Source organism: Brevibacillus composti, assembly GCF_016406105.1.
Lineage (GTDB): Bacteria > Bacillota > Bacilli > Brevibacillales > Brevibacillaceae > Brevibacillus > Brevibacillus composti.
Genome location: NZ_CP066308.1, coordinates 2,328,308 through 2,349,729 on the forward strand (window position 1 = coordinate 2,328,308; position 21,422 = coordinate 2,349,729).

The following is a 21,422-nucleotide window of genomic DNA, read 5'->3' on the forward strand; positions in this document are numbered from 1 at the left end:
GAAAGGAAGTTCCGCAGTTAGAACGTGATAAAAGTATGCCCTATGGAAACAAAGACGGATTCTGGCCCTTTCCCAAAGTGATCGCGAAGCACCCGTCCGACATAACTGCTTAGATCTGCTTGCACTTTTGTCTCCACACCATCAGTCCTCTTTTGTTACGGAAAAGGCGTTCTGTCCTTCCCCCTATTTTACTATATCACAGTTACGGTAAATTTTTGGCACAAACCGAGAAACTTGTTCAAGTCATTCGCTCATTCCCCAGTTTCGGTACCAAGCGGGGATGCAACTGTCAAAATCATCGTGGTCTTCACATAGAGCGAGCAGACGATGTCGCATCTCCTCCACTTTATCCGGCGTCACGCGGACGGACCAGACGATCGACGAAAAGACACTGATCGCGGCATACATCGCGTAAAGCTTCCAAAAAAGCTCCGGGATTCTCTCCCGCCCGAAGTAGCCGGCAATCTGCCCTGCCGAAAACGGGACGCTGCATTCTCGGCTGAACAAAGCCAATTTGCAAAAATCATGGAGCGGGTCGCCCCAGTCGAAGCGGTTAAAATCGATCACGCCTGCGAATGCTCTGCCTGATACGATCAGATTGCCTACGTGATAATCATCATGTTGGAATTGATTGGGGCGATCCTGCAGATAATGCTTGTTGTCTTCCAGGAAGGTTATGATCTTTTCATCATGTCTGATTTTGATGCCACAGGTTCGGTAGGCATCGACATAGCCCTTCGTTTTGTTCACAATCCGCTCATACCATGGACCAGTGGTTGCAGGTGCGGGATGTCGATGAAGCCTTGCCAACGTCTGACCGGCTTCCCAGCCGATTTGATACTGTTCCGATGGGGTCAATTGCGGCAATACGCGGCGCGCATCCTCGCCTTCGATGTAGCTGAGGATGTAATAGCAGAGACCCAGCGGCATGATTTTCCCCATTTCCAGCGGAATGGGACTTTTTGCGTCGTACTTTCGGATCGCTTGCATGACTTCATATTCAGCTCGTTTACCATCATAATGCCGAAGTTCCGCTGTTCGCAGCAGCAGCTTTCGACCGTCCCGGTGTATCACCAGGTATTTGCGGTCAAACGAAAAGCCATCCCGAATCGGTGTAATTTGCGTCGCATCGGCGAGAGACGGGATCCATTCACGCCATGCGCTGATCTTCTCCTCCACAGGAACCCCCCTTCCCATCCAGCTTATGGAAGAACATTGTACCATAAAACGCTCAGGATGGTTTGGATCGATCAAAAAAGCAACTGTCTGGGTGACAGTTGCTTTTTGACACGGGGATTCTTTACAGCCTTACCACGTTCTCCGCTTGCGGACCACGGTTGCCTTGGACAATGGTAAACTGCACGCGCTGCCCTTCGTCAAGGGTTTTGAAACCTTCCCCTTGGATCGCGCTGTAGTGCACGAATACGTCTTCCCCGCCTTCCACTTGAATAAACCCGAAACCTTTTTCTGCATTAAACCATTTTACTGTGCCAATTGTTTCCATATCGGTAACCTACCTCCAACAGTTTTCCAACAGTATTATGTGCAAACCTGAAAAGCTTCATGTAAAAAGAAAAAAACACATGTCAGCAAGGAAAATGAAGAATAGCTTCCCTCTAACAGGTGCCTTCATTTTTATCTATTGCACAAGGTTTCGTCTATGCTGTATCCAAAACGACGAAAGCCCTACCTCTCTTCCATCCTTGCGGCTCCGAAGACCGCGCCAGTGTGAATCAGAGTTTCCACAGTTGTTATTCAAGTCTCTTCATCTTACTTGATTTGGCAACAGAATGCAAATCGAGGAGTCACCTTGGCAAGATTTACAGGTTTCTTTCTCTATCGACTCTTGTTATCCTAGTAGGGCCAAACAAACAAGCCGAAACTTCCCAAAAGCGGGAAGTGCGGGGGACATCTATTTTGCCGAGATGACTTGTCTCTGCATTGGGGTGAATCACCGAATGTGATGGGTTGTATCCTCAGCCCAAACCCGACAACTAACCTCGTAGGCGAAGAAAAGGAGACGATGAGAACATGAAACCATTTGGCAGATCTATCATCGCGATTGCTTTGGGATTGGCAGTTACCTCTGTATCGACATCAGCATTTGCTGCCACCTGCCCTGTGAAAATGGATCCAAGTCAAGGACAGTGGCTTCCATATGTACTGAATTCCCAATCTTTGAAACAGTTCCAAACATCGAACCAAGGATCCAACTGGAACTGGTCCTATCCGACTTACTTCCAATGGACGGGATATCCGGTACAACAGCCGGTTCAGCAACCGGTACAAAAACCGTTTCAAAAGCCGGTTCAAAAACCGGTGCAACAGCCTGTTCAACAACCGGTTCAGCAACCTGCCAAAGCACCGGTCCAACAACCTGCACCAGCGCAAGCAGGCAAATCTGCTGAAGCTTCCTCCCAGTTTGCCCGTGAGGTTGCCAATCTGGTAAACCAGGAGCGTGCCAAAGCAGGATTGGCGCCGCTTGCCTATGATGCGGCTCTGGAAAAAGTAGCGCTGGCAAAAGCGGCTGACATGGATCAAAACCATTATTTTGACCATAACAGCCCGACCTACGGCTCTCCTTTCGACATGATGAAGAGTTTTGGCGTCCAGTACATGACCGCCGGTGAAAATATCGCCATGGGTCAGCGCAGTCCGCAAGAAGTCATGCAGCAATGGATGAACAGTGACGGACACCGCAAAAACATTCTGAACCCGAACTTCACCAAGATCGGTGTAGGCTATCAGAATGGCTACTGGGTCCAAGAATTCACGGGATAATGAAACAGAATGAGGAAAAACCGAGTCGGCGGAATCGCAGCTCGGTTTTTTTGTATGGGCAGGGAAATTCTTTTCACCGCATAAAGAGAAAAAGCCGGACAGGCTTCCGGCTTTTCCCTGCTGCACGAACCTACTCCTGACATGGAGCGCAGTTGTTGTCCGCCTTGTCCTCGAACAAGGGAATCTTCGTGTCGTGCATCTCCTGTTTGGTCGCGTATGCTCCCACCTGTTGCAACTCAACGCTGACGTCTTTGTCTTTGTTTCGCTGTTTGTCCATGGGATGCCTCCTCGAGAGTCCGACCTGCAAGTAGTATTTGCACCCGCGAGGATGGTATGCGCCGATTTATCCGGACTGCTGCAGGAGATGCTCCAAGTCCTTCAGCGCAGCGGCTGCGGCCGCGACCGGATCGGATTTACCTCCGATGACGAGCAGCTCTCCCATCGTGTCCGTTTCCACCCGGACCGCCTTGGTCGTGCCCCGCACGTGGACAAATGGATGCGTCGGCTCCAACAGTCTCAGCTCAACCGCCGCCTCCACTCTTCCCTGCGCGGATTGCAGGCGGCCGACCAGCTTGGGAACAAGTCCGGCAGCTCTCCACGCGGCGAGCTGCTCGTGAGTCAGCTGCTCGATCCCTTCCCTCTTTACGTCCGACAGTCGGAGCGGGGCACCGAATGCCGCATTGGCGAGGATGGTCAGTTTGCAGGCCGTGTCCCATCCCTCCAGGTCAAAGCGGGGATCAGGCTCCGCGATCCCCATTTGCTGGGCCCGCTCGATCGCTTGCGTCAGCGACAGTCGCTCGTCCATCATGGCTGTGAGCACATAGTTGGCCGTTCCGGTAAATATCCCTTCCATCAAGGATATCTCGCAACCGGCCAAATTGTACGCCAGCAAATCAACGGTGGGGAGGGCAGCCGCTGTCGCTCCGCTCACCTTGAGCTGGACGCCGTTTTCGCGGGCGAGCGCGGACAGTCCGGGATAATCCGCGACCAGCGCTCCCTTGGAGATCGCGATCACATGCTTCCCTCCCCCCAGGGCTGCCCGCATCGCTTCGAGGGCATGCCCCCCTGTCTGGATATCGGAGGGGCCCGCTTCGATGAGCACGTGATACGCGCACGACTCTAGAAAATCGGCTCCAGTCCACTCCGGTCTTCCCGCTCCCGCATCGGCGGAAAACGCACGCAGCTGATCCAAAGTCAAACCGTCGGCGTCATACGAACCGGCTGCCGAGCGCAATGCCCCGACGATCCGCACGTCCGCTCCATACCTCTTCCGATACCGCTCCTGCCGCTCCAACAGCAACCTGCCTGCTTGCCTGCCGACGGTACCATAACCGGAGATGATGACATCCCATCTTTTCACAGTGTGTTCCTCCCTTTGGTAAACCTGGACATTCTTCAATACGTCTCTTGCGTCAGCGAATGATCGGGATACGCTGTGCGAGAATCGGGGCCGCATCGGCCGGCTTCAGTTTTTTCCCGCTGCGATTTGAGTACAGCTCGTTTACATAATCGATATAAAGGATGCCGTGGAGATGATCCACTTCATGCTGAATGCAGCGGGCCAAAAAACCTTCGGCTTCGATGATCTTCTCTTCTCCCGCACGGTCGAGCGTCCCTACCTTTACATACTGCGCCCGCTTCACCAATCCGACGACGCCCGGTATAGAAAGGCATGCTTCCGTGCCCTCTTCCTCACCCTCCTTTTCGAGAATGACGGGATTGATCAGTTCGATCAGACCGCTGCCGCAATCCATGACGACGAGCTGCTTCGGGATCCCGACCTGAATGGCAGAGAGACCGGCACGCCCCGGGGCTGCATAGATGGTATCCACCATATCATCGAGGAGTTTGTACACATGCTGGTTGATGATTTTTACCGGCTTTGATTTTTCCCGCAAGATCGGATCTCCAAGCTGTACGATGAACCGCTCTGCCATCCTCTTTCCCTCCCTCTCAAGCAACCTGTTAATCTCAACGTAACAAAGCGCTCTTTATTCGTCAAACGCTTTTCTGGAGAGCTGTTTTTTCATCGACAAAACCACTCATATACGCTATCTTAAATGGTAAAGATGAACCTGATGGAAACAGAGAGGGAGGAAACCATGCATCCACTGGCATCTCAGCTTAACGACACGCTCCAACGCGAAAATCGGCATTACTATGACATGCTGTCGGAATTGGGCCGACTGATTTACTTCCCCAAAGAAGGCATCCTCAGCCAATCCGCTGAGGCCAAGGCGAAGGCCGGCAAGTACAACGCCACCATCGGCATTGCCCTGGAAAATGGACAACCCATGCATTTGAAGTCCATTCAGGACACTCTCTCGGCATACGCCCCCAAGGATTTGTACGAATACGCTCCTCCTGCGGGCAAACCGGAATTGCGCGCAGCCTGGCGGAAAAAAATGCTGGAGGAACACGCCTCGCTGCAAAACAAAACCTTTGGCAATCCGATCGTTACCAATGCGCTGACGCATGGACTCAGCGTGGTCGCCGACCTGTTTGCGGGCCCTGGCGATGCGGTCATCATCCCGGACAAAAACTGGGAAAACTACGAACTCACCTTCTCCATTCGCCGCGGGGCCGAGATGGTGTACTACCCGCTTTACAATGAAGAGATGAAATTTAACGCGGCGGGGCTGCGCGACGCGATTCTGGCCCAAAAGGAAAAAGGCAAAGCGATCGTCGTGCTCAACTTCCCGAACAATCCCACCGGCTACACGCCAGGGGCGAAGGAAGCCCAGGAAATCATCGCAGCCTTGCGTGCCGGCGCAGAAGCTGGCATCAATATCGTCGCGGTAACGGATGATGCCTACTTCAGCCTGTTCTTTGAAGATTCGCTCACGGAATCTTTGTTCGGCGAACTGTGCAATCTGCATCCCCGCATCCTGCCGGTAAAAGTAGACGGCGCGACCAAGGAAGAATACGTCTGGGGCTTCCGCGTCGGATTCATCACCTACGGCGGCCCGAGCGATGCCGCACTGGCTGCGCTGGAACAGAAAACGATGGGCATTATCCGCGCCACGATTTCCAGCGGTCCGCATCCTTCCCAGACGTTTATCCTGCACGCGCTCAACTCGCCGAGCTTCCACCAGGAAAAGCAAGAAAAGTTTGAGATTATGAAACGGCGCGCCAATCGCGTGAAGGAGATCCTGGACAGCGGCAAATTTGACGACGTCTGGACCTACTATCCGTTCAACTCCGGCTATTTCATGTGTCTCAAGCTGAAGCATGTGGACGCGGAAGCCCTGCGGACGCATCTTCTGGAAAAGTACGGCGTCGGCACGATCGCGCTCGGCCAGACCGATTTGCGCATCGCCTTCTCCTGCATCGAAGAGGAAAATATCGAAGAACTGTTCTCCCTGATTCACCAGGGTGCGCTCGATCTTCAAGCATAAGCGCTCCACGAAAAAAAGCGTCATGGCCGATGCCACGACGCTTTTTTATATCCGCTCCGTCTGCAAGCTTCCTCTACGCACTGCTCTGTTCCGTATCGTTTGCCCGGGGCTGCTCGGCCGTGCCCCGTGTCCCGGCCACGATCGCTCCCAAGACGAACAGCATGCCGACTGCATGTGCCCAGGTAAAATCTTCGCCCAGAAATAAGACAGAGACCAGCGCAGCGCTAAGCGGCATAAATCCGGTAAACAAGCCGGCTGTGGAGGCCGTCACCTTGGCGACACCCAGATACCAGAGAAGGAAGGAAAATACGCTGGCCGTGAGGGCGTAATAGATCATCAACACCCAGACCTGGAGCGGCACGGCTGACAGGTTGGTTTTCATGAAATCGGAGATGGCAAAAGGTAAAAACAGGAAGAGGCTGATCACATTGATCGCCGCCGTCATTTGAAAAGGCGTAATCCGCCCGGACAGTTGCTTGGCAAAGATCGTAAAGAGGGCCTCCGATATCACTGCCAAAAATACGAGGAAATTCCCGAACATGGCACCTGCCTCGATCTGCCCCATCCCTCCGGCAAAGGTGATGAGCCCGATACCGGCGACAGACAGCAGAATCGACAGCCACTGATGCGAACGAATCCGTTCGCGCAAAAGGGAAATAGGAGAGCAGCGCAAAACAGGCGGGCACGGTGCTCGTGATAATCCCCGCTGACGCGGCGCTCGTCCATTGGACCCCGTACAGCATGCATATGCTGAACAGGAACACCCCGAAAAAAGCCTGCCAGAACAAGGTTTTCCCCTCTTGCCAGCCCCAGGAAGTTTTCCACTCGTTGCGCAGGGCCTTCGGCTCAAACAGCTTCTCTTTTCGCTTCCCTCTGCACGGCGGGCGCAGCGACGCTCTTCCCTTTCTCTGTTGCCCCGACGAGCCATGCGCCAAAAGGCAGTTTGGCCAAAAGGTAAGTCGCGCCGAACGATACCGCGGAGCAAAGCAGAAAGGCGACGACGCTTCCTCCAAGGCCGCTGGCAGTCCACTCCCATCGGTTCAGCAGCTTCATCACATAGGTCAAGGCCACCGCATGAATCAGGTAGGCCCCGTACGAGTAATGCCCCAGCTTCGTCAGCCATTTTTTCCACACGGACTTCGTATGGCTGAGCCAAACGGCGAGCAGGTAGATGATGAGCAGTTGGGCGACGGTGTAGAGAAACATCGAGGGCTTCAGCGAGGTGGCGACATTCAGGTTCACGCGCAGACCGCCCGAATATTTGATCAGCTCATAGCTGATGTAGGCAAACGTGCCTGCAAAGGCTGCCACGAGCAAAAGCCACCGGCGCTGCAAAAAGGCGCGAAACTGCGGGAGCGCCAATGCGACCATGCCCCCCATCAAAAAATAGAAAGAATAGTACAGGAAGTTGCGGTCGCGGTATTTAATCAGATAGGCATCGAGCCATGCCCCATCCAAACGGAAGGGATGCGCCGGCAAATACCGCGAGGAAAACCACATCAGGCCGCCGTAAGCAACAGCGGCGAGGCCCACTGCCGCCCACATGCCCAGCCGACTTGTCCGGAGGGCTTGTCTCGCCGAGCGAAACAGCCGCAGAATGACCGGATAGAGCAAATAAAATTGAAAAATCATGACCACAAACCACAAATGATAGGAAGCCGATCCGGTGAGCAGTTTTTTCCCGATCACAAGGAAAGTGTCCAGATTGATTCGGGTGATGTCATGATGCAGCACCATGTAGACCAGCGACCAGAAACCATAAGGGACGATGATTTCGGTAAACCGCTTCTGAATAAAGCGCGGATAGTGCAAGCGCTCATAGTAATTGTAGACGAGCACCAGCCCCGTGACGAAAACGAAGGCGGGCACGGCAAATTTCAGCAATTGAAACAGCATCCCAAAGAGAAAGGAGGTTTCCTCGCTGACTCCGGGCTTGCGGATATAGACGCCGATAACATGCTGGTAGACGACCGCCAAAAACGCGAACGACCGCACGTAATCCAGCTCAACAATACGCTCTTTACGGGCCATGTACGACATTCAAACCTTTCTCTTCTATAATTAAAGGCAACTCCCAGTCCTTTTTCATCCTACCTGCCCATCCAAATCAATCGCAAGGGGAAATATTGCCCATCCCTTCACCGCTTCAAGGGCTGCCATGCGCCATAGGTCAGGCAGCGCCACAGCCATTCGACGGGTCCGAACCGATAGCGGGCCAGCCACCAGCGGCTCCCCAAGGCTTGAAGCGGCAGGATCACCAGGCAAAACAGCAATCCGGCCCACAGCGGTGTTCGTCCGTACAGATGAAACAGGTCGATGATGGTCACGCAGAGCAGGGTTTGAGCTGCGTAATTGGTCAGCGCCATTCGCCCGACAGGCTCCAGAAAAGCGAGTCTTTCTCTCCCCTTTTCCTTTCTCATCAAGAGCAGGATCGACGTGATATAAAAGACGAAGAGCGCAAGTCCGCTCCACTGGACAAAGACGAGACGGGCCATCTCGCTCGAAGCAGGCAGGCTGATGATGTCAAAATGAACCAGCGGTATCATCGCCGAAAGCGGCATGCCGATGAGAAAGGAGACGCGCCAGTAGCGTCGAACAGCGGGGAGATGCTGTTCCGGTCGGTGAAACAGCCCGATCTTTGCCGCGTACAGTCCCAGCAAAAACAGCGGCAGCACGCTGAGCACTACCAGCCATTCGTTGCTTGCGAGAATCGGCAGTTCGTATTGGATGCGAAACGACAGCCATTCCTGCCAGCCCCCATTTTGATAGACCTCGATGGCCTGGCGGGCCAACTGGTCATCGTAAGCCGCCCGACTCATCTGACCGTCATCGGGGACCAGCAAGGCAAGTCCCATCGGAATCTGGAGCAAAGCCAGGAGCACAATCGCCCAGCGCCGGATGACAGCAGGAGACCTGCGGTAAAACAAAAGAAGAAAAACACCGGCCAGCGCATAGCTGTGCAGGATGTCACCAAACCAAAACACGAGGTGTATCAATCCAAACACGAGCAAAACAAACAGCCGCCGCAGATACTTGCCGACCACCGCTTCCCCCTTTTGTTCCAGGCGGCTTATGAACAGGAAAAAACCAGCCCCAAACAAAAAGGAGAAGATCGTGTAAAACTTGGTCTGGACGAACATATCCAGTACCATGCGCAGCCCGACATCGACGGCGCCGGCATTCTCCGGCAGACGCTGTGCATTGGCCATCAACAGCTCCGGCAGCAGGAAGCCGGATATGTTAACCAAAAAGATTCCGAACAAAGCAACCCCCCTGATCACATCCAGTTCGCGTATTCTCTCCGCAGGCGGGGTGGGACTGGCATGCATGGATTTCATCCTTTCTGTCAACCGCTTTTCTATTTTTGCCTTCTCACCTATTACGGTTCTCGCTGGCAAAAGTAACATGTATTTCCATAGGGAGGAGCGTATCCGTATCTGACGCACGAACACCCCGCTTCCCAGAGGCGGGAGAAAACGAGGTCGCTCGGGTCAGGGTTCGTCGCCGAGAATAACCATTCGGCAAATATTGCCACCAGTCTACCACAGCGGTGTGCGAACGACAAGAACGAGGCGACCCATCATCCGCTGCGAGCCTCATGATTCCAGCTCTTGTGACAGGTTCGATCGCCTCGACCGCAATGCTTTTTCCATCAACATGCTGATCAGCACCCCCATCAGCAGGCCATTGCTCACGAGCGGGGTCAGATACGGCGGCAGCAGTGAGAAGAACGACGCCGGGAGAAACATCGTACCCGTCCCAAACATCAACGCCACTCCGACGATAAACATCTGCCTTTCATCCAAGCCGCCTTTTACAACTTCCCGCACTCCCATGCCCAGCATATTGGCAAATGACAAAAAGACAGCGGCATATCCGACCGATACCGGTATCGAAGCAAACAGAGCGGTGACGGACGGGAACAGGCTCATGAGCATCACCGCCAGACTCCCCAGGATAAAGGGCAGCCTTTCCTTGATCCGGGTGGTGAGGATAAATCCGGCCGTATAGGAGAGCGGGACGAAGCCGACTGTGGAAAAGAGGGTGGACAACAGCTGGCTTACCCCCATCCAAAGTCCGGAGCGGTTGGCATTGGCCTTCTCTTTTGGCTGCACCACCTGTTCGACCGCTTCCAGACTGGCAATCAAATTGCTGAACAGCAGGAGCGTGACGATCATCGACGTCAGGATAATCCCGCTGTTCCACTGGGGCCATCCCCAGGCGAGCAGTTCGGGAAAGGAAAGGAGGCTGCCGCTTGCGCCCTCCGCAGGCTTGTAGAGACCTGCCACGGCGAAGAGAATCCATCCAAACAGGATCGCAATCAGCACAGAGTAACTGCGGAGCAGCGCGACGGATGTGCGGGCGAAAAGCAGCGCGACGAGCAATGTCGCCAGCGAGATCAGCGTCCCGATGCCCGAGCCGCTCTCCTCTCCCGTCATCAGAATCCCGTTCAGAAAAGGACCGCTCATCTGAACTACGAGCAAAATGAAATACATCCCGATCACGGTCGGCGAAAACCAGCGGCGTATCGCATTCATCCACCCAAAAGCTCCCGCCGCTACAAAGATCAGACCGCTCGCGAAAAGACCCATCCCCAATGCCGGCAGCACTTCCGCTTGCCCGATCCCCATCGCGGGGCCGAGTGACGCGAAAAGGAGAAATACCCCCCACCACAAGACTGCCGGCCCCTCCATGATCGGCATCCGATGCCCCCAGGTCACCTGGAACAGCGAGACCAATCCAAGCACAAACAGGGTTCTCTGGACGAAATCAGCGGTCTCAGCGGGCGTCATCCCATACGCCTGTCCAATCGCCAAGGGCGCGACAACCGAACCGGCGAGAATGAACATGGTCCACTGAACGGCTGAGAAGAAGACACGCATTTCCCTACCCCCTACCATCTCTGTATCAAACGGAAAAGAAAAAGAAAAGAGACCGCAGAAAAAATCGATTCTGCGGTACAGTACGGACCGTTTAGCCCGTCAAGTGAAGAGCTTTGGCAGTTCTTTAAACAGCGTATAGACTCCCATGATCGCCATCGAGACGACGACCACCCCGCCGAAAATCGTCATCCAGAGCGGGTGCTTGTAATCTCCGACGATGTTTTTCCGGTAGGCGGCCACCAGAATCACGCCGAGCGTCAAGGGCAGAATCAGTCCGTTCAGCGCTCCCACCAGCACGAGGATTTTCACCGGACGGCCGACGAGCAGAAAGACAAGCGTAGATAGCGCAATAAATCCGACGATCACATATCTGTAATTCTTTTCAATCTTGTGGTGGAAAGTACGGATAAAGGAAACCGAGGTATACGCACAACCGATCACCGAAGTGATGGCTGCTGCCCACATGACGATGCCAAAAATTTTGTAACCGATTTCACCAGCCGATAGCTGAAAGACAGATGCCGGGGGATTTGCCGGATCCAGCTTCAACCCCTGCGCAACTACGCCCAGGGCAGCCAGGAACAGGAAGATCCGCATAATCGAAGCGATCGCGATCCCGGAGACCGAGCTTCTGGTCACTTCCGGCAGCGCGCCGATCCCTTTGACACCGGCATCCAGCAGGCGATGCCCGCCGGCAAAGGTAATGTATCCTCCGACTGTACCGCCGACCAGCGTCACGATGGCCAGCACATCGATCGTATCAGGGACGAACGACTTGATGACGGCCTCCCCGACAGGCGGTGCAGAGGTTACTGCTACATACAAGGTTAACAGGATCATGACAAAGCCCATCAATTGGGCAAAGCGGTCCATCATCTTGCCCGCTTCACGGACCAGAAAGATGCCGATGGCGATAAGGGCACTGACCAAAGCACCGGTCTCCGGGGTGGTGCCAAACAGGACATTCAGCCCCAGGCCTGCACCCGCGACGTTCCCGATATTAAAGGCGAGTCCCCCCATCACGACCAGTACAGCGACGAGATACCCCATACCCGGGACGACCAGATTCGCAATATCCTGTGCTCTTCTCTCCGAGACGGCGATGATTCGCCACACGTTCATCTGCGCTCCAATATCCAGCACAATCGACATCAAGATTACAAAGCCAAAACTGGCCGCCAATTTCTCCGTAAAAAATGTAGTCTGCGTCAGAAAGCCAGGGCCAATTGCCGATGTCGCCATTAAAAAGGCTGCCCCCAACAGGAGGCTCCATTTCGTAGCCTTCACAATTGATTTCTCCCCTCATTCTGTTACTTTCATTCCAGGTGTTGATCCTTGCACGAGAACGGGCGCTTCCTTACCCCCCCATAGGCTGAACGACGATGCCAGCTGCCTCCAGCGACGCGCGAATGCGCCGTGCAAAAGCCAGTGCGTGGGGACCATCGCCGTGAATGCAAATCGTCTCGGCCGCAATGTCGATATCCTTCGCTTGCCGGGTCATCACCTTTCCTTCTTTGACCATGCGGATGACCTGGCTCGCGGCCACCTCCTCGTCCGTGATCAGCGCATCCGGCTGCGAGCGGGAGGTGAGTGTTCCGTCTTGCTGATATGTCCGGTCTGCGAACACCTCGCTCTTTACCCGCAAGCCAGCCTTTTTCCCCATTTCGATCAATTGGCTGCCTGCCAACCCTACCAAAATGAGCTCCGGATTTACGCGATAGACCGCTTCTGCAATGCCCTCCGCCAGCTTTCCATCCACTGCAGCCATATTGTACAGGGCCCCATGCGGCTTCACATGCTGCATGACGCCTCCTTCGGCTCGGACGAAGGCGTGCAGCGCACCGATCTGGTAGACCACGTATTCATAGGCTTCTTGTGGCGAGATGGCCATATTGCGCCGGCCAAAGCCTTGCAAATCCGGCAGGCCGGGATGGGCGCCGATGGCTACTTCATGGTCCAAGGCTCGTCTTACTGTTTTTTTCATGGTAGCCGGATCGCCCGCATGAAAGCCGCAAGCGATGTTGACAGAGGTGATATACGGCAGGATGGCTTCATCATTTCCGATGCGGTAGGCACCGAAGCTCTCCCCCATGTCACAGTTCAAGTCCACTTGATACAACATGATCGTACGTACCTCCTACATGTATTTGAGTTGAATGCCCAGTTTGGCTTGCCAGATCAGCTGCTCTCTTTCGAAAAGAAGTCTTTCCGCCTCCGCGTGAGTGACCTCCCGGAAATGAATCAGGTCCCCGGGCTTGGTCTGGGCGATGATAGGCAAATCGACGCTGATGATTTGCGCGATCTTGGGATAGCCTCCTGTCGTCTGCCGGTCTGCGAGCAGGACGATGGGATTTCCTTCCGCCGGCACCTGTACGGTGCCGAAGGTGACAGCCTCGGAGATCAGCTCCTGGTTGGGATGGGTCCGCTCCAGCGTATTCCCTTCCAACCGGTAGCCCATCCGGTCGGACTGGGAGCTGACGCGGAATGGTTTGGCAAAAAAGTTTGCTCTGCTTTCCTCTGTAAACCAGTCAAACTGGTTGCCTCTCAGCACGCGAATCGTCGGCCTGGCGTCATAGCGGGGAAATAGCTCCGAGGCGATGCTCCACTCGGGTGCAAAGAACGGCTCTCCCCCTGCCTGTTTTTGCAGGGAAGCAAATAATCGCTGCGCTTGTGCCGGAGGGTTGTCCGCCGCGAGCTCGTCCCCCTTTTGCAGGGCACGTCCCTGGTACCCCCCGATTCCTGCCCGGAGGTATGTGGAACGGCTCTCCATCACAGGCGTTACGCGAAACCCGCCCGCGATCGCGAGGTACGCACGGGCTCCCTCCCTGCTGCCTCCAAACTGGATACAGGCGCCTTTGCGAACCCAGACCGGCTTCCACAAGGGGAGCGGCCGATCCTCGACGAGCGGTCTCATATCGGCGCCGCAAATGGCCAAAAGCGAATCCTCCAGCACCTCCCAAGTATCGCCCCGCAGGCTCATTTCGACAGTGGCCTCATGCCCCTCATTTCCCACCAGCAGATTGGCGATCCGATGGGCAAACGGGTCCATCACGCCGCTGACGATGACACCATGCTTCTGATAACCGGTCCTGCCCCCATCCTGGATGCTGGAGAGCAAACCGGGACGAATCACTCTGAGCTTCACGACTCTTCCTCCTTATATGCGTCGTAGGCTTCTTTGGAGATCGGCACGAATCGCACGAAATCTCCCGCTTGCAGCAAACTGGGAGGATTGCGGTCGGGGCGAAACAGGCTGACGGGCGTCCGCCCGATAATTTGCCATCCGCCTGGTGTCTCCAGCGGATAGATCCCCGTCTGCTTGCCGGCGATCCCGACAGAGCCTTTGGGAATGCGCAGACGCGGACTTTTCTTTCGCGGAGTGGCGATCTTCTCGGACATGCCGCCGATATAGGGGAAGCCGGGGGCGAAGCCGATCATAAAGACTTGATAGCGCCCCTCTGCGTGGATGCGGATGACCTCCTCCTCGCTGATCTGGTGGTAAGCGGCTACTTCCGCCAGATCGGGGCCCAGCTCGCCGCCGTACAAGACCGGGATTTCCACCGTTTTTCCAGCGGCGGGCAGTATGTCGGCAGACTGCGCCAGCGCATCGCTCACAAGCTGCTTGACCAGCTCATAGGGCGACGACCGGTAGCCGTCCGTTTCTGCGATCTCGAATGGATCGTAAAAGATCGTAACCGTGGTGTAGGCGGGGACGTATTCGATCATACCCGGGATGGGATGCTGATCCATCCAGGCGGCGAATCTGCGTACCTGCTCATGCGTCTCCTGGCTGATGACCGTGCCAAATCGGATGATGATCGCCTGTTCGCCCAGCGGTTCCATGCACACGTCCATCATGAGTCTCCCCCTTTCCTGCTGCTTGGTTCATGCCAGCCCAGCTGTCGCGATATTTCCTCTGCGGCATCGACGGTTTTTCGGGCGAGCAAAGGAATCTGTTCTTCCCCATAGCGATTGGAGGGTCCGACGATGCTGATTCCGGCGATGAGCCGGTCCTTGTGGTCGTAGATGGGGGCGCCGACAGCCGACGTGTAGTTATACAGCTCGGAGTGGCTGACGGTGTAGCCCTTCCGCTTCGAGTCTTCGAGAACGGCGCGCAGCGTATCCAGGTCGGTGATCGTCTCACTTGCGATCGGCTCCAGCCGTACTTTCGACAGGTACTCTTCCTGTTCTGCCTGCGGAATAAATGTGAGCAGCACCCGCGGACAAGCCCCGGCGTACAGCGGCGCCCGCCTCCCGATCGCCGTATATACTCGGACCGGTTCCTTGGTATCTACTTTTTCCACATAGATGGCTTCCTCCCCGTCGCGGACGATCAGGTTGACGGCTTCGCCGATCTCCTCGTTTAGCCGCTTCATCACCGGCAGTGCGACTCGCCGGATATCCAACCGTTCGGAAACGGCTTGACCATATTGTAATAAACCGAGGCCCAGCTCAAACGCTCCCTCAGCGGTTCGCCGGAGGAATCCCCCCTCCTCCAGAGACAGCAGCATGCGGTAGACGGAGGTCTTCGGTTGACCCGAGAGACGGACGGCTTCCGGCAGTGTCAACTGAGGATGTGTCAGGAACAGCTGAAGCAATTCCATCGCTTTGATGACGGTGCGGTTTGTTTCGGACAATGCACTCCCTCCGTTCCGAATATCGGAACTACTGTTCCAAATCTGTTAATTATAATCCCATTATAACGATTTCTAATTCCTTTACAATCCCGAATTTTCAAATTGTTCATCTGCCGGCGGTTCGCTGTTTGAACGGTCTTCAACCGATTCAGCGCCCATTTATAATAAAAAGGCTCCGCCAGGGCGTTGGCGAAGCCTTCGTTTACTATGGTCTCGATTCGTAGCAGGCTGCTTCGTTCTAGCTGCTGCGATGGCCGATGATCTGGCGGTACATCCGCCGATCCGGCAGTTTTTGAAACAGGGAGATGGCCGGTCGGAAATTGGCTTCGATGATCCAGGGGTGGCCGCTTACATCAATCCCCACATCGAGCCCGACCATGCGCAGCGTGGGATATTTTTTCCCCAGCCGATACCCCACGGTCAGGGCGAGTTCCTGGAGCGTCTCCCGCAGCTCCGGGACCACCTGGCAGTTTGATTGGGCCAGCGCCGTCCCGAGCGGCAGCACTTTTCCTCTGCTCCTCGCTACATTGGTGACGATGTAGCCCGGGCCGGCCAGCTTCGCCAGCCAACCGGTGACGACCCACGGCTGCCCCTTCTTCCGCTGAATCATCACCCTGACATCAAACGGCCGACCCTGAATCTGTCCGAGCGACAGGTACGGTTGAATCAGGTAGGGCTTGGGTCGAAACAGGGATCGGATATACGCCACAGCCGCTGTTCTGCCGTCCAGCGTTTTTTTTCCGCTGCCGGAATGGACCAGAAATTTCTCGTCCTCCAGCTGTGTCAGTTTGATGATCCCGGCACCACCTCCGCCTCCGGATGGCTTCAGGATAACCGCGCCGTATTTCTCCAAATGCGACCACAGCGCCTCCGGACTGAAGCGGACCGTATCCGGCAGATAGGGGTGCAGCTTTTCGTCCTGAAGCAAGACCAGATGCTTGCTCCATTTTCCGACATTTGGCGGCTTTATGGACTTTCCCCCCCATTGGTAATCAGATGATGCTCCTGGATTCCGGTGATGCGGTTCTCGCCGTCGACAAACACGACTCGCGGAACCAATTGGCTTGCTTCCTCCTCCGTGAACATTCCCATGCTTAGGATGATGACGATATCACCAGGCTGAAACAGATGGGCGGGCGGCCCGTTCAGACAGATTTTCCCGGAGCCCTCCGGTGCCGGGAGCGCGTAGGTTTTCCAGCGTGTCGCATTGCGCAGGCTGGTGATTTGCACCATCTCATAGGGCAAAATATTGGCTTCCTTCATCAATTTGCTGTCAATCGTGATACTCCCTACGTAATCCAGCTCGGCCTGGGTGACGGTAGCACGATGAATCTTACCCTTGCACATATGTCTCAGCATTTCGTGATTTCTTCCCCTTTCCAAACACCTCTTCAGGGCAGTTTATGTCTGGACGTCTGTCCATGTCATCGGATGAGCGCCTCTTCCAGATCCACCCCGAGTACGGCTCCGAGCGCTTCCAGCTCGGCGGCTACTTTTTCGGGCAGAGGGATCCCTTCTTTCATGTGCTGCTCAGCCAGGAACCATTCCTTCTCGCCGGGGATCCATATTTTCTCATGACCGGTTGCATGCGGCTCGGCCTTGATCTGTCTCAGATAGTGGTCCATCTGCTGCCGAAACACCGGAAGCGGCATAAATCTATCGATGTCGATGACCCAAAAGAAATGGCCGACATTTTGCGGGTGATCCGCGTTGTCGTAGAGGCTCTGCACCCCGGGGCCGTGGCCCGCTCCTGTCAGCAAGCCGCAGAATATGTCCGCAAACATGGCCAGTCCATATCCTTTCGCACCTCCGATTGGAAGCAAGGCACCCCGCAGCGCCTTGGCCGGGTCGGTGGTCGCTTCTCCCTGCTCGTCGATGGCCCACCCTGGCGGAATCGCTTCTCCTTTTTGCATGGCCAAAGCGATCTTGCCCCGGGCTGCGACCGTCGTCGCCATATCCAGGACGAAGGGGGGCTCCTCACCCGTCGGGACTCCCACTGCGATCGGATTGGAGCCAAAGAACGGGCGGATCCCGCCTGTCGGGGCCATCGTCGCCGGCGCATTGGACATGACAAGCAAGATCTGCCCTTTTTCTACCGCTTGCAACGCAAAATAGGAACAGGCGCCGAAATGGTTGGAGGCGCGGACACCGACGATTCCCGTGCCGTAGCGTTTGGCCAGTTCGCTCGCGGCATGCAAGGCAGCGTCTCCTACCACCGCTCCGAGCTGATTCTTTCCGTCGAGCAAGGCCGTCGCACCCTCCTGCCTGATGATCTCTGGCCTGGTGCCGGGGTCGATCAGGCCCGCCTGCACTCTCTGTACATACACCGGCAATCGTGCCAATCCATGGGAATGAACGCCGCGCAGGTCGGCATGGACAAGCGAACGGGCGACAGTCTCCGCATCCGCCGGAGATACTTTCGCCCGTGCAAAAATCTCTTCTGCAAACCTCTCCAGCCGTTTCCATTCATACAGCTTTCGCCTCACCTCTTCCACGCCCTCTCTGCTGGAAATCTGCCTACCCGGCTCTCTGCTAATCTGAATATAGATATGAACGCAAAGAAAACACCGACACGGACAGAGGCCTAAACCGCAGGAAAAACGACGAGGCGGAAACATAAAAAAACCAGCCCGGAAAAGGGGCTGGTTACAAGCAAAGTCGCCTGCACAGGCATAGGGAAAAGGCTCAGGCCAATTCATCAGTCTGCGTAGGATGCCAATGCTTCCACGATGCGGTCCTGAATTCCTATCAAAAATCCGCTCTTGGGCGTGTACCCGTTCAACATGATGGAAAAGATCAGCGTCTGCCCGTCTTGGGTATGGACGTATCCGGAAAGGCTGCTCACTCCGGTGAGCGTTCCCGTTTTGGCCCGGGCATTGTCGGCAGCCGCCGTCCCTTTCATCCGGTTCGCCAGCGTGCCATCTACCCCCGCGATGGGCAGCGAGTCGAGATAGGTCTGGTATTCGTCATGGGCCGCCATGCCCTCCAGGAGAGCGGCAACATGGCGAGGCGAGATCAGATTGTAGCGAGTCAGACCGGATCCGTCGACCATGTCAAAATTGCTCGGGACGCCAAGCCGGTCTAGCGTCTCCATGACCACCTCGACGCCAGCGGACGCGCTCCCCTCCTGTTTCCTCACGGCTCCCAATGTCTTCAGCAGCATTTCCGCATAGAAATTGTCGCTCCGTTTGTTGAGATACGTGATGATTTCCGAGAGCGGACGGGAGTGGAACGACGTCCATTTCACCGCCTGAGCCGGCACGGTGCCGATGCGGATATCGCTGTTCCCGCCAAAGGAAATGCCATCCTTTTCCATCGTCTCGCGGAGAACGGTTCCGACGTACAATGCAGGATTTTCCACCGGCACGCGCTCGTAATCCTGTGCCGTGCCCAATGGCAGATTGCCGGTCACGTGAATCGTGTTGGTTCCCCGATCGCGCTCGATGGCAAAGGTTTTGGGCTGGTCGGCGCTGACCGTTTTCGCCTCGTTGATGACTGTGACATAGTCAGTCTTCGGCAAGAGCTGGATCGGAACCGGATCGCCCACCCCGCTGCCCGGCTCAAATTCGATCATGACGGTGCCGCGGTTCATGGCCAGGGCACCGAGCAGCGGGTTGTAGTAGTAGCTCTCGTCATCCCATGCCCAGCCCAGGCCGAGCCGCTGCTGATCAAAATAGCTCTCGTCCAGGATCAAATCGCCATTCACCCGCTTGATCCCCTGTTCTTTCAGCCAGGCGACGATCGACTCGATGGAGACGCCCTCCTGCACCTTGAGCTTGTCTTCGGTATGCAGGGTCGGATCGCCATAGCCTTTGAGATAGAGATCGCCCTGGTAAATGCCATTGGACGGCGGTGCAGCCGACCCCCACAGCTCTGTCGCGTACTGGTAGTCACTGCCCAACTGGTCCAATGCTGCCGCTGTCGTGAGCAGCTTCAGATTGGATGCAGGCGTCAGCAGTGTATCTGCTTCATGCTCGAACCAGACCGCTGGCTCACCAGCTTCTTCCGCGCCGCCCGCTTTTTTGACCAAGACACCGGCAGTGATGCCTGCGCCTTCCGCTTCCGCCACGATCGGATCCAACAGGGCGGAGAGCTTGTATGTCGTCTCCTCCGAAGTCTCACCGCCCGGAGCCTGGCTCTGGGGATACTCGGCGAGCAGAATCGCGATCCGGTCCTGGAGGTCTCGCGCGTACTTCGATTTGTAGATGCCGTTGATCAGGATGGAAAAGGCGAGCTTGTTACCGTTCTTCGCGGTTGCATAGCCGGAGAGGGTATTTACCCCGCCCATCGAGCCGGTCTTGGCCGCCACCCGCTTTTCGGCTGCAGTTCCTTTCAACCGGTTTTTCAAGGTGCCGTCGACACCGGCGACAGGAAGAGATTGCTCAAACACATCCCGGTACTCCTGGTCCTGCACGAAGCTGAGCAGACGAACCATCTGACTCGCCGTGATCCAGTTAAAGCGGGAAAGGCCCGATCCATCCTTTTGCACAAAGCCGCCTTCGATGCCGGCCCGTTTGAGCACCTCCGCGACGACTTCGCTGCCCGCCTCGGCAGAGCCTTCCCCTTTTTCGACGGCTCCCAGCGTCTTGAGCAGCATCTCGGCATAGAAGTTGTCGCTCTCTTTGTTCAGCTCCGTAATAATCTCAGAGAGCGGCGGGGAGAGATGGGTATAAAAAGGCACGCCATTTGTCACGGTTGTCTTTTCCGCTTTTGCCTGCGGATGCAGTTTGATTCCGGCTGCGCCGAGACGCTGCATCCAGATATCGGCTGCAAACAGCGCCGGGTCCTCCATCGTCACCGCCTCTTCATAGGGAGGGGCGTCCACGCCGATCGTCCCGGTAAAGATCAGCCTGTTTGTTCCGCGCGGCCGCTCGACAGCGATCTGGCTGCCCTTGCCAGCGACAGTCTGCAGTTGATTGTCGACCTGCAGGTATTCCGTACCGGGGTCCATGGTCAAAACGGGCGTGTCTCCCGCTGCCGCTCCCGGTTCAACCGTAATGTTCACTGCGTTCTTATGTACAGCCAGCGCGCTGATCTGGGCACTGTATCCGTACGGTTCATCATCCCACATCCAGCCAAAGCCGAGGCGGATGCCGTCAAAATAACTGTCATCGACCAGCAGTTTTCCGTTTACCTGCTCGATTCCCTTTTCCTTCAGAGCCGAGGCGATGCTTTGCAGATCGGCTGAGGTCAGACTTGGGTCTCCCAAGCCCTTCAGCACCAGATCCCCGTTCAGGACGCCGCCGTTTGACACCTCTCCGGTGAGGTACACCTCTGTTTTCCACTGGTAATCGGGTCCCAGGCGGTCGAGTGCAGCGATCGTGGTAAACAGCTTCATGTTGGATGCGGGGACGTATGTCCTGTCCGCCAGATGGCTGTACAGGATTTTCTTCTCCGTCAGGTCGTACACCTGAATCCCCGCATGCAGACCGATGCTTTCGGGGTTTTTGTCCAGCTCGGCGAGCAGTTGTTCGATACCGGCTGCTAGCGGTTCGGCCCGGACAGCCGTGTCCTGGGCAAAAGCCGGCACTGCCGCTAGCTGAAACAGTAGCATCACCAGCAGCAGCCAACAGCCTGTCCGTGAAAGCAGTCTTTTCATAGTACCCTCCTCGTCCTATTTTGTTGTCCCTGCAGCAGTTCTAGAAGCATACTTCCTTATTCTATCACTTTGTCCAACTTTTCGGAATATTACCACAATACTATGCGTGAAGTCGCATTTCTTC

At 55.7% G+C, this 21,422-nt stretch carries 20 protein-coding genes, 1 pseudogene and 1 riboswitch; of the genes and pseudogenes, 2 read left to right on the forward strand and 19 right to left on the reverse strand.

The features are described 5' to 3' along the window. Positions 1-243 precede the first annotated feature (243 nt). Positions 244-1,179 carry a phosphotransferase family protein gene (locus tag JD108_RS11985; RefSeq protein ID WP_198826316.1) on the reverse strand — a complete coding sequence of 312 codons (936 nt, stop codon included), beginning with the start codon at positions 1,177-1,179 and terminating at the stop codon, positions 244-246. 121 nt (positions 1,180-1,300) lie between these two features. Then, positions 1,301-1,504: a cold-shock protein gene (locus JD108_RS11990; RefSeq protein ID WP_198826317.1), complete on the reverse strand. Its 204-nt coding sequence runs from the start codon at positions 1,502-1,504 to the stop codon at positions 1,301-1,303. A 360-nt stretch (positions 1,505-1,864) separates the two neighbouring features. After that, a riboswitch (cyclic di-AMP (ydaO/yuaA leader) is annotated at positions 1,865-2,024 on the forward strand. 7 nt (positions 2,025-2,031) lie between these two features. Between JD108_RS11990 and JD108_RS11995 the strand changes: the two genes are divergently transcribed. Next, on the forward strand, positions 2,032-2,781 hold the full coding sequence (locus tag JD108_RS11995; protein WP_198826318.1) for a CAP domain-containing protein: 750 nt from the start codon (positions 2,032-2,034) through the stop codon (positions 2,779-2,781). Positions 2,782-2,911: 130 nt separating this feature from the next. Here the strand turns inward: JD108_RS11995 and JD108_RS12000 are convergent, their stop codons facing one another. The 3 genes from JD108_RS12000 to def all read right to left on the reverse strand — a co-directional run bounded on the left by JD108_RS12000 (position 2,912) and on the right by def (position 4,718). Next, positions 2,912-3,058 carry a hypothetical protein gene (locus tag JD108_RS12000; protein WP_198826319.1) on the reverse strand — a complete coding sequence of 49 codons (147 nt, stop codon included), beginning with the start codon at positions 3,056-3,058 and terminating at the stop codon, positions 2,912-2,914. 66 nt (positions 3,059-3,124) lie between these two features. After that, complete coding sequence (locus tag JD108_RS12005; RefSeq protein ID WP_198826320.1) at positions 3,125-4,141, reverse strand: homoserine dehydrogenase; 1,017 nt, start codon at positions 4,139-4,141, stop codon at positions 3,125-3,127. 52 nt (positions 4,142-4,193) lie between these two features. Further along, a complete protein-coding gene (gene def / locus JD108_RS12010; protein WP_198826321.1) occupies positions 4,194-4,718 on the reverse strand; it encodes a peptide deformylase in 525 nt (174 codons plus the stop codon). 165 nt (positions 4,719-4,883) lie between these two features. On the opposite strand from def, the gene JD108_RS12015 reads away from it, so the two are divergent. Next, entirely contained in the window at positions 4,884-6,179 is a 1,296-nt protein-coding gene (locus JD108_RS12015; protein WP_198826322.1) for an aminotransferase class I/II-fold pyridoxal phosphate-dependent enzyme, read from the forward strand. 73 nt (positions 6,180-6,252) lie between these two features. Here the strand turns inward: JD108_RS12015 and JD108_RS12020 are convergent, their stop codons facing one another. The 14 genes and pseudogenes from JD108_RS12020 to dacB all read right to left on the reverse strand — a co-directional run bounded on the left by JD108_RS12020 (position 6,253) and on the right by dacB (position 21,298). Then, positions 6,253-6,852, reverse strand: a complete 600-nt coding sequence (locus JD108_RS12020; protein WP_228728128.1) for a DMT family transporter — start codon at positions 6,850-6,852, stop codon at positions 6,253-6,255. Positions 6,853-6,892: 40 nt separating this feature from the next. Next, positions 6,893-7,114: pseudogene (locus tag JD108_RS22690) on the reverse strand (hypothetical protein); the annotation flags it as partial. Further along, positions 7,026-8,219 carry an acyltransferase gene (locus JD108_RS12025; protein WP_228728129.1) on the reverse strand — a complete coding sequence of 398 codons (1,194 nt, stop codon included), beginning with the start codon at positions 8,217-8,219 and terminating at the stop codon, positions 7,026-7,028. The gene JD108_RS12025 and the pseudogene JD108_RS22690, both read right to left, overlap by 89 nt. A gap of 98 nt (positions 8,220-8,317) precedes the next feature. Then, complete coding sequence (locus JD108_RS12030) at positions 8,318-9,508, reverse strand: DUF418 domain-containing protein (RefSeq protein ID WP_198826323.1); 1,191 nt, start codon at positions 9,506-9,508, stop codon at positions 8,318-8,320. A gap of 267 nt (positions 9,509-9,775) precedes the next feature. After that, positions 9,776-11,062, reverse strand: coding sequence for a purine/pyrimidine permease (locus JD108_RS12035; protein ID WP_198826324.1), 1,287 nt, complete (start codon positions 11,060-11,062; stop codon positions 9,776-9,778). Between the two features lie 99 nt (positions 11,063-11,161). Beyond that, a complete protein-coding gene (locus JD108_RS12040; protein WP_198830092.1) occupies positions 11,162-12,304 on the reverse strand; it encodes an NRAMP family divalent metal transporter in 1,143 nt (380 codons plus the stop codon). 115 nt (positions 12,305-12,419) lie between these two features. After that, a complete protein-coding gene (locus JD108_RS12045; RefSeq protein ID WP_198830093.1) occupies positions 12,420-13,181 on the reverse strand; it encodes a LamB/YcsF family protein in 762 nt (253 codons plus the stop codon). 18 nt (positions 13,182-13,199) lie between these two features. After that, the gene (locus JD108_RS12050; protein ID WP_198826325.1) at positions 13,200-14,207 is read right to left on the reverse strand and encodes a 5-oxoprolinase subunit C family protein; all 1,008 of its coding nucleotides are present in this window, start codon (positions 14,205-14,207) and stop codon (positions 13,200-13,202) included. Further along, positions 14,204-14,920, reverse strand: a complete 717-nt coding sequence (gene pxpB, locus JD108_RS12055; RefSeq protein ID WP_228728130.1) for a 5-oxoprolinase subunit PxpB — start codon at positions 14,918-14,920, stop codon at positions 14,204-14,206. The genes JD108_RS12050 and pxpB overlap by 4 nt, the downstream gene beginning before the upstream one ends. After that, the gene (locus JD108_RS12060) at positions 14,917-15,699 is read right to left on the reverse strand and encodes an IclR family transcriptional regulator (RefSeq protein WP_198826326.1); all 783 of its coding nucleotides are present in this window, start codon (positions 15,697-15,699) and stop codon (positions 14,917-14,919) included. Before JD108_RS12060 ends, pxpB begins: the two co-directional genes overlap by 4 nt. Before the next feature lie 238 nt (positions 15,700-15,937). Next, a complete protein-coding gene (locus JD108_RS12065) occupies positions 15,938-16,759 on the reverse strand; it encodes a YheC/YheD family protein (protein ID WP_323958422.1) in 822 nt (273 codons plus the stop codon). Further along, positions 16,666-17,058: an aspartate 1-decarboxylase gene (gene panD, locus JD108_RS12070; protein WP_198826327.1), complete on the reverse strand. Its 393-nt coding sequence runs from the start codon at positions 17,056-17,058 to the stop codon at positions 16,666-16,668. The genes JD108_RS12065 and panD overlap by 94 nt, the downstream gene beginning before the upstream one ends. A 65-nt stretch (positions 17,059-17,123) precedes the next feature. Beyond that, a complete protein-coding gene (locus tag JD108_RS12075; protein ID WP_228728131.1) occupies positions 17,124-18,185 on the reverse strand; it encodes an Ldh family oxidoreductase in 1,062 nt (353 codons plus the stop codon). Between the two features lie 212 nt (positions 18,186-18,397). Beyond that, positions 18,398-21,298, reverse strand: coding sequence for a D-alanyl-D-alanine carboxypeptidase/D-alanyl-D-alanine endopeptidase (gene dacB / locus JD108_RS12080; RefSeq protein WP_198826329.1), 2,901 nt, complete (start codon positions 21,296-21,298; stop codon positions 18,398-18,400). Between the last annotated feature and the right edge of the window lie 124 nt (positions 21,299-21,422).

Bases quoted from the DNA above. Each gene is read 5' to 3' on its own strand.
- JD108_RS11990 (WP_198826317.1), bottom strand. From the start codon at position 1,504: ATGGAAACAATTGGCACAGTAAAATGGTTTAATGCAGAAAAAGGTTTC.
- JD108_RS11995 (WP_198826318.1), top strand. From the start codon at position 2,032: ATGAAACCATTTGGCAGATCTATCATCGCGATTGCTTTGGGATTGGCA.
- JD108_RS12000 (WP_198826319.1), bottom strand. From the start codon at position 3,058: ATGGACAAACAGCGAAACAAAGACAAAGACGTCAGCGTTGAGTTGCAA.
- def (WP_198826321.1), bottom strand. From the start codon at position 4,718: ATGGCAGAGCGGTTCATCGTACAGCTTGGAGATCCGATCTTGCGGGAA.
- JD108_RS12015 (WP_198826322.1), top strand. From the start codon at position 4,884: ATGCATCCACTGGCATCTCAGCTTAACGACACGCTCCAACGCGAAAAT.
- JD108_RS12025 (WP_228728129.1), bottom strand. From the start codon at position 8,219: ATGTCGTACATGGCCCGTAAAGAGCGTATTGTTGAGCTGGATTACGTG.
- JD108_RS12030 (WP_198826323.1), bottom strand. From the start codon at position 9,508: ATGCATGCCAGTCCCACCCCGCCTGCGGAGAGAATACGCGAACTGGAT.
- JD108_RS12035 (WP_198826324.1), bottom strand. From the start codon at position 11,062: ATGCGTGTCTTCTTCTCAGCCGTTCAGTGGACCATGTTCATTCTCGCC.
- JD108_RS12040 (WP_198830092.1), bottom strand. From the start codon at position 12,304: ATGGCGACATCGGCAATTGGCCCTGGCTTTCTGACGCAGACTACATTT.
- pxpB (WP_228728130.1), bottom strand. From the start codon at position 14,920: ATGATGGACGTGTGCATGGAACCGCTGGGCGAACAGGCGATCATCATC.
- panD (WP_198826327.1), bottom strand. From the start codon at position 17,058: ATGCTGAGACATATGTGCAAGGGTAAGATTCATCGTGCTACCGTCACC.
- dacB (WP_198826329.1), bottom strand. From the start codon at position 21,298: ATGAAAAGACTGCTTTCACGGACAGGCTGTTGGCTGCTGCTGGTGATG.